Source organism: Georgenia alba, from assembly GCF_042665525.1.
GTDB classification, from domain to species: Bacteria; Actinomycetota; Actinomycetes; order Actinomycetales; family Actinomycetaceae; genus Allobogoriella; species Allobogoriella alba.
In genome coordinates this window covers 382,197-396,691 of record NZ_JBHTCQ010000003.1, presented here as the reverse complement: position 1 = coordinate 396,691, position 14,495 = coordinate 382,197, and the positions used below count along the sequence as shown (strand labels likewise).

General features: G+C 74.2%; 11 protein-coding genes and 1 tRNA gene. 5 read left to right on the top strand and 7 right to left on the bottom strand.

What is annotated here, in order from left to right; translation table 11 throughout:
• Positions 1 to 4: 4 nt before the first annotated feature.
• From ACFQQL_RS15735 to ACFQQL_RS15720, 4 genes are all read right to left on the bottom strand, one after another.
• The gene (locus ACFQQL_RS15735; RefSeq protein ID WP_382396086.1) at positions 5 to 796 is read right to left on the bottom strand and encodes an ROK family protein; all 792 of its coding nucleotides are present in this window, start codon (positions 794 to 796) and stop codon (positions 5 to 7) included.
• A 127-nt stretch (positions 797 to 923) separates the two neighbouring features.
• Positions 924 to 2,708, bottom strand: coding sequence for a SelB domain-containing protein (locus ACFQQL_RS15730; protein ID WP_382396084.1), 1,785 nt, complete (start codon positions 2,706 to 2,708; stop codon positions 924 to 926).
• A gap of 1 nt (position 2,709) precedes the next feature.
• On the bottom strand, positions 2,710 to 4,026 hold the full coding sequence (gene selA, locus ACFQQL_RS15725) for an L-seryl-tRNA(Sec) selenium transferase (protein WP_382396082.1): 1,317 nt from the start codon (positions 4,024 to 4,026) through the stop codon (positions 2,710 to 2,712).
• Positions 4,027 to 4,052: 26 nt separating this feature from the next.
• Positions 4,053 to 4,147: transfer RNA gene (locus tag ACFQQL_RS15720), tRNA-Sec, on the bottom strand.
• A gap of 110 nt (positions 4,148 to 4,257) precedes the next feature.
• On the opposite strand from ACFQQL_RS15720, the gene selD reads away from it, so the two are divergent.
• The 4 genes from selD to nrfD are packed head-to-tail and all read left to right on the top strand — an operon-like array spanning position 4,258 to position 10,526.
• Positions 4,258 to 5,259, top strand: coding sequence for a selenide, water dikinase SelD (selD, locus tag ACFQQL_RS15715; RefSeq protein WP_382396080.1), 1,002 nt, complete (start codon positions 4,258 to 4,260; stop codon positions 5,257 to 5,259).
• Complete coding sequence (gene fdh, locus ACFQQL_RS15710; RefSeq protein ID WP_382396078.1) at positions 5,259 to 8,555, top strand: formate dehydrogenase; 3,297 nt, start codon at positions 5,259 to 5,261, stop codon at positions 8,553 to 8,555. Before selD ends, fdh begins: the two co-directional genes overlap by 1 nt.
• On the top strand, positions 8,548 to 9,555 hold the full coding sequence (locus ACFQQL_RS15705; RefSeq protein ID WP_382396076.1) for a 4Fe-4S dicluster domain-containing protein: 1,008 nt from the start codon (positions 8,548 to 8,550) through the stop codon (positions 9,553 to 9,555). The genes fdh and ACFQQL_RS15705 overlap by 8 nt, the downstream gene beginning before the upstream one ends.
• The gene (nrfD, locus tag ACFQQL_RS15700; protein WP_382396074.1) at positions 9,552 to 10,526 is read left to right on the top strand and encodes an NrfD/PsrC family molybdoenzyme membrane anchor subunit; all 975 of its coding nucleotides are present in this window, start codon (positions 9,552 to 9,554) and stop codon (positions 10,524 to 10,526) included. The genes ACFQQL_RS15705 and nrfD overlap by 4 nt, the downstream gene beginning before the upstream one ends.
• Positions 10,527 to 10,582: 56 nt before the next feature.
• Here the strand turns inward: nrfD and fdhA are convergent, their stop codons facing one another.
• Positions 10,583 to 11,800, bottom strand: coding sequence for a formaldehyde dehydrogenase, glutathione-independent (fdhA, locus tag ACFQQL_RS15695; RefSeq protein ID WP_382396072.1), 1,218 nt, complete (start codon positions 11,798 to 11,800; stop codon positions 10,583 to 10,585).
• 252 nt (positions 11,801 to 12,052) lie between these two features.
• Here fdhA and truA point away from each other — a divergent pair, with 252 nt between their 5' ends.
• Positions 12,053 to 12,967, top strand: a complete 915-nt coding sequence (truA, locus tag ACFQQL_RS15690; RefSeq protein ID WP_382396070.1) for a tRNA pseudouridine(38-40) synthase TruA — start codon at positions 12,053 to 12,055, stop codon at positions 12,965 to 12,967.
• On the opposite strand, the gene fdhD is transcribed toward truA, so the two are convergent.
• Both fdhD and ACFQQL_RS15680 read right to left on the bottom strand, forming a co-directional pair.
• Positions 12,964 to 13,809 (bottom strand): formate dehydrogenase accessory sulfurtransferase FdhD, encoded by an 846-nt coding sequence (fdhD, locus tag ACFQQL_RS15685; RefSeq protein WP_382396068.1) that lies wholly within the window; start codon positions 13,807 to 13,809, stop codon positions 12,964 to 12,966. The two genes, truA and fdhD, sit on opposite strands and share 4 nt — an antisense overlap.
• Positions 13,810 to 13,904: 95 nt before the next feature.
• Positions 13,905 to 14,447, bottom strand: coding sequence for a DUF5709 domain-containing protein (locus ACFQQL_RS15680; RefSeq protein ID WP_382396066.1), 543 nt, complete (start codon positions 14,445 to 14,447; stop codon positions 13,905 to 13,907).
• Positions 14,448 to 14,495: the final 48 nt, after the last annotated feature.

The window sequence follows — 14,495 nt, the reverse complement described above, 5'->3', positions numbered from 1 at the left end:
CGGGCTACCGGATCCGCAGGTCCCACGCGCGGACGCCGCCGATGATGCCGGCCGAGTTCGGCACGATGACCACGTCGTCGCCGAGCCGGGAGAGCGCCTGCGGGGTGATCCGGCGGGAGTTCCCGCCCCCGAGGTAGAGCCGGTCCCACCAGTACATCGGCCGCAGCGCCTCCACGATGGCCCGGACCCGGCGGGACCACATCGCGTCGCCGAGCCGCAACCGCTCGTGCTCGCCGATGTAGTCGTCGTACGTCAGCCCCCACTTGACCGGACCCTGACTGAGCTCGACGTGCGGGGCGAGGACGCCCCCGTCGAAGACGGCGTTGCCGAGCCCGGTGCCCAGGGTCACGATCATCTCCAGCCCGGCGCCGGTGATGGCGCCGGCGCCGTGCACCTCGGCATCGTTCAGGACGAGCACGGGGACCCCGAGCGCCTCCTCGAGGGCACTCTTCATGTCGAAGCCCGACCAGTGCAGCTCCAGCTCCGGCAGCACACGCGTCCGTGGGCCGGACCGGGTGATGTAGTGCGGGGTGTGGATGACCACGCCGTGCCGCAGCATGCCCGGCATGCCGACGGTCGCGCGGTCCGCCGGGGGGAGCTGCTCCGCGAGGGAGGTGATCGTGTTGACCAGGCGGGACGGCGGAAGCGGGTAGTGCGTCGCGGTCCGCACCGGCTGGGCGTGCATCGTGCCGGCGGCGTCCAGCACCGAGGCCTTGATGCCGCCCCCGCCACAGTCGACCGCGAGCGTCCGGCCGCGGCCGTCCCCGTCCTCCCCGTCCGGGATCCGCTCGTTCATCGCACGGTCCCGGATGTGGCGTCCGCGTCTGCGCTGGTCAGCCTCCGAGCCTCCATCCTGGCGAGACTACCGGCCGGACGACGCCCCGCACCGCGGGCGCGGGCTCCGGCAGGCGTGCTCGCCGGTCTCAGGCACCGTCCCGGCGGTGGGCGACCATCTCGCGGCGGTCGTCCGGGAGCCGCCGGGTCATCCCTGCCCGATCGAGGTGGTCCAGGAGGGGCAGGACCACCCGCCGGGTCGTCGCCAGGGCCGTCCGCGCCTCGCTGGTGGTGAACGGCTGCGGCAGGCCCGCCAGCACGCGCACTGCCCGGTCCGCGGCGTCCGGAGGGAGCACGATCCCGGGCGCGGGACGCAGCAGCCGGCCCGCGCGGGCGGCAGCGGCGAGGGCGCGCTCGTCGAGGCCGGCCTCGCGGAGACGGTCGGCGGTCGGCGCCGAGAAGTCGCGCAGCCCGAGGCTCGCGACGGCGCGCTCGACCTCCTCGGGCAGCGCGCTCGTCGCCTCGAGACGCACCCGGCCCTCGTCGACCCGCAGCGGCGGGGCGAGAACGTGGGGGACCGCCGCCTCCGGCAGCCCGAGCCGGTCCGCGAGCGCCGGCACGGGGAGGCCGGGCTCGAGCGGGTCGGCGGCGTCGTGCTCGCGCACGAGACGCAACGCGGCGTCGGCCGCGCGGGCGGCACGCTCACCGGAGACCGCCACGCCGCCGGCCACCACGGCGCCCGGCACGGTGCCGGGCCCCACAGGAGCCCCGATGCGCCGCAGCAGGCCCAGGTCCGCGACCTCCCGGCGGCGCAGCTCGCCGGCAGCGTCCGGGCCGTCCACCTCGCGCAGCTGGGCGGCGCGGCGTGCGGCGGCGCCGCGGCGACCGAGTGGGGGCGGCATCGGATCGAGCACGTGGACTCCCCACAGGGCCCGGTCGCCCGGGTCGCGCAGGAGTGCGCGGTCGCCGATCCGCAGGGGGAGCCGCCGGTCGAGGGAGAGGCGGGCGAGCCGGGTCCCGCCGGCGTCCTCCCCGAGCGGACGGTGGTGGACCGCGACGGCGGTGGAGCCGACGTGCAGCACGGGCCGGTCCGGCGGGACCGCGGGTCCGAGCACACCGCGCAACCGGACGTCGAGGACCTCCGGGGCCGGCCATGCGTCCGGCGCCACCAGTGCACTGCCGCGTGCCACCGCCTCGACGTCACCCACCAGGTTGAGGGCGACCCGGGCCACCCCCCGGGCCTCCGGGACGTCCCGGCCGAGGGACTGCAGGCCCCGGACCCGGACCACGACACCCGGGGCGCCGGCGACCTCCAGCCGGTCACCGGGGGCGAGGCGCCCGGCAGGCAGCGTCCCGGTCACGACCGTGCCGACGCCGCGGACGGTGAAGCGCCGGTCCACCCACAGGCGCACCTCGGCGTCCGGGTCGGGAGCCGGCACGTCCGCGAGCACCCGTTCGAGCGCCCGGCGCAGCTCCACCAGCCCGCTCCCGGTGCGCGAGCTGACGGCGACCACCGGGGCATCGGCGAGCGACGTCGTGCGCAGCTCGGCGTGGGCGCGCTCGCCGGCAGGGCCGGGGTCGGCCAGGTCGGAGCGGGTGACGGCGACGACCCCGTGCCGCACGCCGAGCGCGTCGAGGGCCGCCACGTGCTCGGCCGTCTGCGGCATCCAGGACTCGTCGGACGCCACGACGAGGAGGACCACGGGGACGGGGCCCATGCCGGCGAGTGCCGTGGGCAGGAACCGTTCATGGCCCGGGACGTCGACGAAGGCGACCTCCTCGCCGTCGGCGGTCCGGGTCCAGCAGAAGCCGAGCTCGATGGTCAGGCCGCGGCGGTGCTCCTCGGGCAGCCGGTCCGGGTCAGTGCCGGTGAGAGCCCGCACCAGCGTGGACTTGCCGTGGTCGACGTGACCGGCGGTGGCGACGACGTGCACCTCAGGACCCCGTGGACGGCGGGCCGGCGGCGGCCCGGCGCACCGCCTCCACGAGCCGTGCGTCGTCCCGCGGCGGGACGGTGCGCAGGTCGAGCAGCAGCCGCCCGTCGGTGACCCGGCCGACGACGGCCGGCTCACCCCGACGCAGTGGCTCGGCCAGGCGGGCCGGCACGGCCACCGCCGCGCTGGCCAGCTCGACGCCGGGTGCGCCGCCACCGCCGACCGCGGCGGTCGAGTCGACCGCGGCCACGTCGTCGCCGAGGTCGGTGCCGAGCGTGTCCGCGAGCGACTCCGCCCGTCGCCGGAGGTCTGTCGCGTCCGCCGCGAGCATGGCGGGAACCGGCGGGGTGGGGCCGACGAGCGTGGCCTCCAGGGCCGCGAGGGTGAGCTTGTCCACGCGCAGCGCGCGGGCGGCCGGGTGGCGACGGAGCCGGTGGACGAGCGCCCCGTCGCCGAGCAGCAGCCCGGCCTGCGGCCCGCCGAGGAGCTTGTCGCCGGACGCGGTGACGAGGTCCGCGCCGGCCCGCAGCGCGGTGGCGGCGTCGGGCTCCTCGGGGAGCAGGGGGTGCGGCGCCAGGAGCCCTGAACCGATGTCGGCGACCACCGGCACCGGCAGGGTCGCGAGATCCGCGACGTCGACCGAGGAGACGAAGCCGCTGACCCGGAAGTTGGACGGGTGGACCTTCAGGACGAAGGCCGTGTCCTCGTCGACGGCGTCGGCGTAGTCCTCGAGGCGGACCCGGTTCGTGGTCCCGACCTCCCGCAGCTCGACGCCGACGGAGGTCAGCAGCTCCGGGACCCGGAAGCCGTCCCCGATCTCGACCATCTCGCCGCGGGCGAGCACCACGCTGCGGCCGGCCGCCAGGGCCAGCGCGGCGAGCGTGAGCGCCGCGGCCCCGTTGTTGACCACGTGCACACCGCCGGCGTCGGGCACGGCCGCCGCCAGCGCGTCCAGGGCGCCCGCCCCGCGCCGGCCGCGCCGACCGGTCGCCAGGTCGAGCTCCACGTCGGTGGGGCCCGCCGCCAGTGCCGCGGCCTCGACTGCCGCCCGGGAGAGCGGGGCGCGGCCGAGGTTGGTGTGGACGAGGACGCCCGTGGCGTTCAGCACGGTCCGCAGCGACGTGGCGGCCGACGGCAGCGACGCGACCGCCAGCCCGGCCACGTCCTCCGGCGAGACGGTGCCGGCCCGGCAGGCCTCCTGCGCGGTCCGGACGGCGTCACGCACGAGCCGGTCGCCCAGGCGGCCGCGTGCCCGCACGAGACGGTCGTCGGCCAGCACCCGGTCGGTCCGGGGCACCGCGCGGCGGGGATCGGGCAACGTTGCGTCTCCTCGACGGTGAACGATGGCGGAGGCGGACGGGAATCGAACCCGCCTGGCCGGGATACCCGGCCACAACGGTTTTGAAGACCGCGCCCGTCACCAGACGAGGTACGCCTCCGCGACTCACCCTAGCGCCGGCACCGCCGCACCGGCCCAGGTCCGGGCGGTGTTCCACCTGGCGACATCTCCTGATGCCAAGGCCCGGGGACCGCCACTAGTGTGACGCCTGTGACACTCACCTCGCCGGTGCGGCTGACGCAGCACGCAGCAGGCGGGGGATGCGCGTGCAAGGTGCCGCCCGGCGAGTTGGAGCAGATCGTCGCGTCGCTGCCGGGGCCGGTCGGCGAGGTCGCCGAGAACATGCTCGTCGGCGTCGAGGCCGGCGACGACGCCGCCGCCGTCCGGATCGACGGCTCACGGGCCGTGATCGCCACCGCCGACTTCTTCACGCCTGTGGTCGACGACCCGTACGACTGGGGGCGGATCGCGGCCACGAACGCCCTCTCCGACGTCTACGCCATGGGTGGCAGCCCCCTCGTCGCGGTCAACCTGCTGTCGTGGCCACGCGGCACGCTGCCGTTCGAGCTCGCGACCGAGGTCCTGCGCGGCGGCGCCGCGGTGTGTGCGGCGGCGGGGGTGCTGGTCGGTGGCGGACACAGCATCGACGACCCGGAGCCCAAGTACGGCCAGGCCGTCACGGGCCTCGGCGACGCCGACCGGCTGCTGCGCAACGACGCCGGCCGGCCGGGGGTGCCGCTCACGCTCACCAAGCCGCTCGGTCTCGGCGTCCTCAACAACCGGCACAAGGCGACGGGGGAGCGGTTCGAGGAGGCCGTCGTCGTGATGACCACCCTGAACGAGGAGGCCTCGCGCGCCGCGCTGGCCGCCGGCGTGCGGTGCGCCACCGACGTCACCGGGTTCGGGCTGCTGGGCCACCTGTACAAGCTCGTCCGGGCGAGCGGCGTCAGCGCCGTCGTCGAGGCCGCCGCCGTCCCGTACGTCGAGGGTGCACGCGCCGCGCTGGCCGACGGGTACGTGCCGGGCGGCAGCCGCCGGAACCTCGACTGGGTCCGCCCGCACCTCGACGCCACGGTCGGGGAGGACGAGCTGCTGCTGCTGGCCGACGCGCAGACCTCCGGAGGGCTGCTGGTCGCAGGAGAGCTGCCGGGCCACCCCGTCATCGGCGAGCTCCTCCCGGCCGAGGGCCCGAGCAGGATCGAGGTGCGCTGATGGGCTCGACGTTCCTCGGCTGGCCCGTGCTGCGGCAGCTCACCGGCAAGGATCCGCTCGGACGGGGCCCCGCCGTCCGCTCTCCGGGGACCGAGGCGAAGGTGGCCCGCACCGAGACCGCGGACCGGGTGGCGCGCAGCGTCTGCCCGTACTGCGCCGTCGGCTGCGGCCAGCGCGTCTACGTCAAGGACGAGCGAGTCGTGCAGATCGAGGGCGACCCGGACAGCCCGATCTCCCGCGGCCGGTTGTGCCCCAAGGGCTCGGCCAGCACCTCCCTGGTCAACAACCCGCAGCGGCTCACCACGGTCAAGTACCGACGGCCCTATGCCACCGAGTGGGAGGAGATCCCGCTCGCGCAGGCCATGGAGATGATCGCCGACCGCGTGCTCGCCACCCGCGCCGAGACGTGGCAGGACGCCGACGACGAGGGCCGCCCGCTGCGCCGGAACATGGGCATAGCCAGCCTGGGTGGCGCGACGCTGGACAACGAGGAGAACTACCTCATCAAGAAGCTCTTCACGGCGCTCGGCGCCATCCAGATCGAGAACCAGGCGAGGATTTGACACTCCTCCACGGTCCCCGGTCTGGGGACCAGCTTCGGCCGGGGCGGCGCCACCGGTTTCCAGCAGGATCTCGCGAACGCGGACTGCATCATCATCCAGGGCTCGAACATGGCCGAGGCCCACCCGGTGGGCTTCCAGTGGGTCATGGAGGCCAAGCGGCGCGGCGCCCGGATCATCCACGTCGACCCACGGTTCACGCGCACCTCGGCGCTCGCGCACCAGTTCGTGCCGTTGCGGGTGGGCACCGACATCGTCTTCCTCGGGGCGATCGTCAACTACGTGCTCAGCAACGACCTGGACTTCCGCGAGTACGTCCTGGCCTACACGAACGCCGCCTCGATCGTGGACGAGCCCTACGCCGACGCGGAGGACCTCGACGGGCTGTTCTCGGGCTTCGACCCCGAGACCCGGACGTACGACACGAGCTCCTGGCAGTACGCGGGCAGCCGGTCGGAGGAGGGCAGCGGGGAGGAGGAGGCCGCCCGCGAGCGGGGCACCGCCACGCCGATGCAGCACGAGACCCACGGGATGCAGGTCTCGGGCGAGCCCCAGCGGGACGAGACGCTGCAGCACCCGCGCTGCGTCTACCAGATCCTCAAACGCCACTTCGCCCGGTACACGCCCGAGCTCGTGGAGGCGACCTGCGGTGTCCCGCGCGAGGAGTTCGAGAAGGTGGCCCGCGCCTGGGTCGAGAACTCCGGGCGGGACCGCACGACGGCGCTCGTGTACTCGGTGGGCTGGACCCAGCACAGCGTCGGTGCCCAGTACATCCGCACCGGCGCGATCCTCCAGCTGCTGCTGGGCAACATGGGACGCCCGGGCGGCGGCATCCTCGCCCTGCGTGGCCACGCCTCGATCCAGGGATCGACCGACATCCCCACCCTGTTCAACCTGCTGCCCGGCTACCTGCCGATGCCTCGGGTGGACGCTCACCCCGACCTCACGTCCTGGGTGGACAGCGTGCGCCACCCGGGTGCGAAGGGTTTCTGGGAGAACGCGCCGGCGTACGCCGTCAGTCTCCTGAAGGCCTACTTCGGGGACGCCGCGACGGCGGAGAACGACTACTGCTACGACTACCTGCCGCGCCTGACCGGCGACCACGGGACCTACCGCAGCGTCCTGGACATGATCGACGGCAAGGTCAAGGGCTACTTCCTGCTGGGCCAGAACCCCGCCGTGGGCTCCGCGCACGGACGCGCGCAGCGGCTCGGCATGGCCAACCTCGACTGGCTCGTCGTCCGCGACCTCGTGGAGATCGAGTCCGCGACCTTCTGGAAGGACTCGCCGGAGATCGCCACCGGCGAGATCGTCCCCGAGGAGTGCCGCACGGAGGTGTTCCTGCTTCCGGCCGCGTCCCACGTGGAGAAGGAGGGCACCTTCACCCAGACCCAGCGCCTGCTGCAGTGGCGGGAGAAGGCCGTGGACCCGATCGGCGACCGCCGGTCGGAGCTGTGGTTCTTCTACCACCTCGGCCGGCTCGTGAAGGAGCGCCTGGCGGGGTCCAGCGACGAACGGGACCGGCCCGTCCTCGACCTGGCCTGGGACTACCCGACGGAGGGGCGGCACGACGAGCCAAGCGCACAGGCGGTGCTGCAGGAGATCAACGGCTACGACGTCGCCACCCGCCGGCCGCTGTCCAGCTTCACCGAGCTCAAGGCGGACGGGTCCACGGTCGGCGGCTGCTGGATCTACTGCGGTGTCTACGCCGACGGCGTGAACCAGGCGAACCGCCGCAGGCCCGGGTCCGAACAGTCCTATGTCGCGCCCGAGTGGGGCTGGGCCTGGCCGGCGAACCGGCGCATCCTGTACAACCGCGCGTCCGCGGACCCGGAGGGGCGGCCCTGGAGCGCGCGCAAGGCGTACGTCTGGTGGGACGAGGAGACTGCCTCCTGGACGGGTCACGACGTCCCCGACTTCGAGCGGACAAAGCCGCCGAGCTACCGGCCGCCGGAGGACGCAGAGGGCGTCGCCGCGCTCGCGGGAGACGACGCGTTCATCATGCAGGGCGACGGCAAGGGCGCGCTCTTCGTGCCCCAGGGCCTGCTGGACGGGCCGATGCCGACGCACTACGAGCCCGTGGAGTCCCACGTCCGCAACCCCCTGTACGGGCAGCAGGCGAACCCGACCCGCATCGAGTACCGCCGCCACGACAACCCGCTGAACCCCGGACCCGACAGCTCGGACGTGTTCCCGTACGTGTACACCACCTCCCGGCTGACCGAGCACCACACGGCGGGCGGGATGAGCCGGTTCCTGCCGTACCTCTCCGAGCTGCAGCCGGCGATGTTCGTCGAGGTCAGTCCCGAGCTGGCGGCGGAACGCGGGCTGGAGCACATGGGGTGGTGCCACGTGATCACGGGCCGGTCCGCCGTCGAGGGACGGGTCATGGTGACCGAGCGACTCCGGCCGCTGCGGATCGACGGGCGGCAGGTCCACCAGGTGTGGCTGCCCTACCACTGGGGAGCGCGGGGACTGGTCACCGGCGACGCCGCCAACGACCTCTTCGGGATCTCCCTCGAGCCCAACGTGCTCATCCAGGAGACCAAGGCCGGGACCTGCGACGTCCGGCCGGGCCGGCGACCGCGCGGGCCGGCGCTCCTGGCCTACGTGGCCGAGCATCGCCGTCGGGCCGGCATGGACGACGACGCGACGCCGATCGTCACCGCACGCTCCGCCGGCGGCCCGGAGGGCTCGGAGGGGGCGCGAGACAGGACCGAGGGGACCGATGACTAGCAACAGGCTGTTCGGGCCGGTGGACCCGGCCCGCGAGACCGGGTACGAGGACCCGCCGCCGCGCAAGGGGTTCTTCACCGACACCTCCGTGTGCATCGGCTGCAAGGCCTGCGAGGTGGCCTGCAAGGAGTGGAACCTCATCCCCGACGACGGCTTCGACCTGCTCGGGTCCTCCTACGACAACACCGGGGCCCTCGGGGGGAGCACGTGGCGGCACGTCGCCTTCGTCGAGCAGCCCGGCCGGCGCGCGGACCTCGGGATGCCGGGCATGGGTCCGCCGTCCGGGACGGCCGGCACGGCCGCAGCCCCCGCTCCGCAGGGCCCGTCCCAGCCCCCGCCGGTCAGCGGGCATGAGCAGGTCGACGCGCTCGCGGCCGCGGGCCGGACGACCGGGGCGCCGGAGCACGAGCAGCCAGACTTCCGCTGGCTGATGTCCTCCGACGTGTGCAAGCACTGCACCCACGCCGCCTGCCTCGACGTCTGCCCGACCGGCGCCCTGTTCCGGACCGAGTTCGGCACGGTCGTCGTCCAGGACGACGTGTGCAACGGGTGCGGCTACTGCGTGGCCGCGTGCCCCTACGGCGTGATCGAGCGGCGCCGGGGCCCGGAGGGCACGCGGAACGTCGGCATCGCCCAGAAGTGCACCCTGTGCTACGACCGGCTCGGCGCCGGCATGGAGCCGGCCTGCGCGAAGGCGTGCCCGACCGACTCCATCCAGTTCGGCGACGTCGAGGAGCTGCGTGCCCGAGCCGAGCGGCGCCTCGAGGAGGTCCGCGCCGACGGCGAGGACCGCGCCCAGCTGTACGGCCACGACCCGGACGACGGCGTCGGGGGAGCGGGCGCGTTCTTCCTGCTCCTCGACGAGCCCGAGGTGTACGGCCTGCCGCCGGACCCCGTGGTCACGACCAAGGACCTGCCGGCCATGTTCAACCGTGCCGGGCTCGCCGGACTCGCCCTGCTGGCCGGCGCCGCGGCCGCGTTCCTGGGAGGTCGCCGGTGAGCGGCACCGTGCCCTCCGGGAAGGGGCCCGCCGGCGGGACGCATGCCGAGCGCGCGTCGTACTACGGCCGCCCGGTGGTCAAGGCACCGCCCTGGGAGCACGACATCCCCGCCTACATGTTCGCCGGCGGGCTCGCCGCCGGGTCCTCCCTGCTTGCCGCGGGCGCGGACCTGACGGGCCGGCCCGCGCTGCGCCGGGTCGGGCGGCTGACCTCGCTCGGCGCCCTGGGCTTCTCCATGGCTGCCCTGGTCCACGACCTGGGCCGGCCCGCGCGCTTCCTCAACATGCTGCGCACCGTGAAGCTGACGTCACCGATGTCCGTCGGGACCTGGATCCTGTCCGGCTACGGGCTGCCCGCCGGGATCGCCGCGGCGGCCGAGGCCTCCGCGGCGCTCGGGCTGCGGCGGGGGCCCTTCCGGCTGCTGGCCGCGCTCGGACGCCCGGCGGGGATCGCCGCCGCGGTCACCGCACCGCCCGTGGCGGGATACACCGCCGTCCTGCTGTCGGACACGGCGGCACCGACCTGGCACGAGTCCTACCGCGAGCTCCCGTTCGTCTTCTGCGGCTCGGCCGCGGCGGCCGCGGGAGGCCTCGCCACCGCCCTCGTGCCGATGTCCCAGGCCGGCCCGGCACGGCGTCTCGCCCTGGGGGGCGCCGTGGCCGAGCTGGTCGCGGAGCACCGCATGGAGCACCGGCTCGGAATGCTCGCCGAGCCGCTCCGGACCGGGACGGGCGGGAAGCTCATGCGCGCGGCGCGGGCGCTGACCGCCGCCGGGGCCGCGCTGAGTCTGGTGGCCGGCCGGAGCCGGGTGGCCGCGGTCGCGTCGGGCGCGGCCCTCGTCGCCGGGTCGGTGTGCACCCGGTTCGGTGTCTTCCAGGCCGGGATGGACTCCGCGAAGGATCCGAAGTACACCGTCGGACCGCAGCGGGAGCGACTGGAGCGGGGCGAGCCGGTCCGGTACCGCGGCTGAGCCGGCGTCGATGTGCCGAGACGTGCGCACGGCACGCCTCGGCACATCACGCGTGGTCAGGCGGCCTTGACCATCCCGTGCGGGTCGAGCACGAACTTCTTGGCCGCGCCGGCGTCGAAGTCCGCGTAGGCCTTCGGGGCCTCGTCCAGGGACACCGCCGTCGCGTTGACGTTCTTCGCGATGCTGACCTTGTCGTGCAGGATCGCCTGCATCAGCCCGCGGTGGTACTTCATCACCGGGCACTGCCCGGTGACGAAGACGTGGGACTTGGCGAAGCCGAGTCCGAAGCGCAGGGACAGCGAGCCCTCACGTGCGGCGGGCTCCGCGGCACCCGGGTCACCGGTCACGTACAGCCCGGGGATACCGAGGCTGCCGCCGGCCATGGTGATGTCCATCAACGAGTTCAGCACCGTGGCCGGTGCCTCGGTCTGCGCGTTGTCCCCGTGCCCGCGGGCCTCGAAGCCGACGGCGTCGACGCCGCAGTCGACCTCGGGGACGCCGAGGATCTGCTCGATCTGGTCCTTCGGGTCGCCTTTCGAGACGTCCACGGTCTCGCAGCCGAAGCTGCGGGCCTTGGCGAGCCTGTCCTCGACCAGGTCACCGACGATGACCACGGCGGCGCCCAGGAGGTGGGCCGAGGTCGCGGCCGCGAGCCCCACCGGCCCCGCTCCGGCCACGTACACGGTGGAGCCGACCCCCACGCCGGCGCTGACCGCGCCGTGGAAACCCGTGGGGAAGATGTCCGAGAGCATGGTCAGGTCGAGGATCTTCTCCAGGGCCTGGTCCTTGTCCGGGAACTTCAGGAGGTTCCAGTCGGCGTAGGGGACCAGGACGTACTCGGCCTGGCCTCCGACCCAGCCGCCCATGTCGACGTAGCCGTACGCCGAGCCGGGCCGGTCGGGGTTGACGTTCAGGCAGATGCCGGTCTTGCGCTCCTTGCAGTTGCGACACCGGCCGCACGCGATGTTGAACGGGACCGAGACCAGGTCGCCCTTCTTGATGAACTCGACGTCGCGCCCGACCTCGACGACCTCGCCGGTGATCTCGTGCCCGAGCACCAGGCCTTCCGGTGCCGTGGTCCGGCCGCGGACCATGTGCTGGTCGGAGCCGCAGATGTTCGTGGAGACCACCTTGAGGATGACGCCGTGGTCGACCTTGCGCCCGACGTTCGCCGGGTTGACGCCCGGCCCGTCCTTCAGCTCGAACTCCGGGTACGGGATGTCGACGACCTCGACCTTGCCGGGACCGGCGTAGCTGACTGCCTTGTTGCTCACCGTCGAGCCTCCTTGTGTGTACGGACACACCCGAGCCCAGGCCGGACCCGGGACTCCCCACCTTGCCATGGCCGGTTCCGTGCGCAACCGCGGATCGGGGTGAAGATCTGGTGAACCGTGGGGTGAGGGGCCCGCCTGCGGCGCCCGCACCGGCTCCGGTCCCCGATGCGGCCGATAGGCTCATTCCCATGGTCATGCGTCAGCTCCGGAGCGTCCACGAGGGCCGCACCCCGCCCGGCACGTGAGCACCCCGTGAGCACGACCACGATCGCACCGGACGAATCCGTCAGGGTCCGGCTCGACCTGTCCTACGACGGCACCGACTTCTCCGGCTGGGCCGCCCAGCCAGGTCTGCGCACCGTCCAGGGTGTGCTCGAGGACGCCCTCACCACGGTCCTCCGGCTACCGCAGCCCGCCCGCCTGACGGTCGCCGGACGTACCGACGCCGGGGTGCACGCCCGCGGGCAGGTGGCTCACCTCGACGTGCCGCGCGCCGCCTGGGACGCCGTCGTGGGCCGGAGCGACCGCCGCCCTGCCGAGGCTTTGGTCAGCCGGCTCGCGGGTGTGCTCGGGCGGGAGCAGGAGCCGCGTGGCGCCGCCGACGTCGTCGTGCGCCGCGCCACCGAGGTCCCGCCCGCGTTCGACGCCCGCTTCTCAGCCTTGTGGCGCCGGTACGTCTACCGGGTCAGCGACCGGCCGGAGGCCACCGACCCGCTCCGGCGCCGCGAGGTGGTCCGGCACCATCGGGAGCTCGACGTCGCCGCCATGGAGGAGGCCACCTGGGGCCTGCTGGGCGAGCACGACTTCGCCGCGTACTGCAAACCGCGCGAGGGGGCGACGACGATCCGCGAGCTGCTGGAGTTCCAGTGGCGCAGGATCCCCCCCTTCGCGCCGGACGCCGGCCTGGTGGCCGCGGAGGTGCGAGCAGACGCGTTCTGCCACTCGATGGTGCGGGCCCTCGTCGGCGCCTGCCTCGCCGTGGGGGAGGGGCGGCGTGGCCCGGACTGGCCTGCGGAGGTCCTCGCCGCCGCGGTGCGGGACCCCGCGGTCACCGTCGCCCCGGCACACGGCCTGACCCTCGAGGAAGTGTCCTACCCGCCCCTGGAGGATCTCGCGGCACGGGCGCGCGCCGCCCGTCGTGTGCGCACCCTCGGGGACGAGAGCTAGGCCGACGTGAGCACGCGCTCGCCACCCGCGTAGACGTTGAGGCTCCGGCCCCGGCTGAACCCGGCCAGCAGCAGCCCGGCCTCCGCGGCCAGCTCGACCGCGAGCGAGGACGGGGCGCTCACCGCAGCCAGCGCCGGGATCCCCGCCATCCACGCCTTCTGGACGAGCTCGAAGGATGCCCGCCCGCTCACCTGGAGGACGGTGCGGGACAACGGCAGCCGGTCCTCGCGCACCGCCCAGCCGACGACCTTGTCGACGGCGTTGTGGCGACCGACATCCTCGCGGACACAGACCAGCTCGGCCCGACCGTCGTCGTCGATCGTGAACAGACCGGCGGCGTGCGTCCCGCCGGTCGTGTCGAAGACCCGCTGGGCCGCGCGCAGCCGGTCCGGCAGCGCGAGCAGCTCACCGAGCGCGACCCGCATCGGGTCCGCTGCGACGTCGAAGGAAGAGGTCTGGCGCACCGCGTCGATCGAGGCCGTGCCGCAGATCCCGCACGAGCTCGAGGTGTACACCTGGCGGGCACGATCCGGGTCCGGCGGGCGGACGCCGGGCGCGAGCCGGACGTCCACGACGTTGTAGCTCGCGGTGCCGTCCGGGTTCACCCCCGGGCCGTAACCGATCTCCACGACGTCGTCGCGGCGAGTCAGCACGCCCTCCGAGACGAGGAAGCCGGCGGCCAGTTCGAAGTCGTCCCCCGGCGTGCGCATCGTGACGCTCCAGGACGTCTCGCCGATGCGGATCTCCAGCGGCTCCTCACCGGCGACCCGGTCCGCCCGTTGCCGGGGCTCGCCGTCCAGGCTCAGCCGAAGCACCGGGCGGCGCTGCGTCACTCGTGCCATGGCTCCATCCTGCCCGGCCGCCGTGCCCGACCCACCCCTCCCGCTGACTCGGCACAGGATTGTCGACTCGCGCCGGGGTCAGGGGCGCTCCGGGCTTACTCGGTTTCGTCGGGCGAGACGGAGGTGCCCTCGTCGACCGCGACGTCGCCGCTCGCGTCGTCGGTCACCTCCATGGCCGCCTCCTCGGGCATGAAGCGTGCCCCGTCCCGTCCGACGTCGGTCGCGTAGACGTCCTGGGTCTCACCCGGCAGGTCGGAGGGGTCGTCGTCGTCCGGCTCGGCGACGACGCGGCCGGCGGCCGTGTCCGTGGCGCCGTCCGGTGCGGGTTCGCCGGCCGGGCCCGGCGCGGCGTAGGGGGAGGCGTCCGGGTCGTCGTCGGAGGAGGGCTCGTCCTCCCAGACGTCGGGCTCCTCGCGCGCCAGCCGGTCGTCGTGGGTCTCGCCCTCCCGCTGGCCCGACTCGGTCAGGTCCATCCCCGCGAGCGGGTCGTCGTCGGGTGCGGTGATGCCCTCGTCGAGCACGTCCTCGGAGGGGCGGTCCACGATGTCGTCGTCCTCACCCGGCTGCCAGGACTCGTCCGGGACGTACTGGTCCTCGCCGGGGCCGGCTGTCGTCGGATCGGTGTGGTCGGTGCTCATGCACGCCAGCGTGGCACCGGCCCCGCGCCCTCGCACGGTGAGGCGGGA

Excerpts from the sequence above, each read along its gene's own strand:
- ACFQQL_RS15735 (WP_382396086.1), bottom strand. The coding sequence starts at position 796 with ATGAACGAGCGGATCCCGGACGGGGAGGACGGGGACGGCCGCGGCCGG.
- ACFQQL_RS15705 (WP_382396076.1), top strand. The coding sequence starts at position 8,548 with ATGACTAGCAACAGGCTGTTCGGGCCGGTGGACCCGGCCCGCGAGACC.
- fdhD (WP_382396068.1), bottom strand. The coding sequence starts at position 13,809 with ATGGCACGAGTGACGCAGCGCCGCCCGGTGCTTCGGCTGAGCCTGGAC.
- ACFQQL_RS15680 (WP_382396066.1), bottom strand. The coding sequence starts at position 14,447 with ATGAGCACCGACCACACCGATCCGACGACAGCCGGCCCCGGCGAGGAC.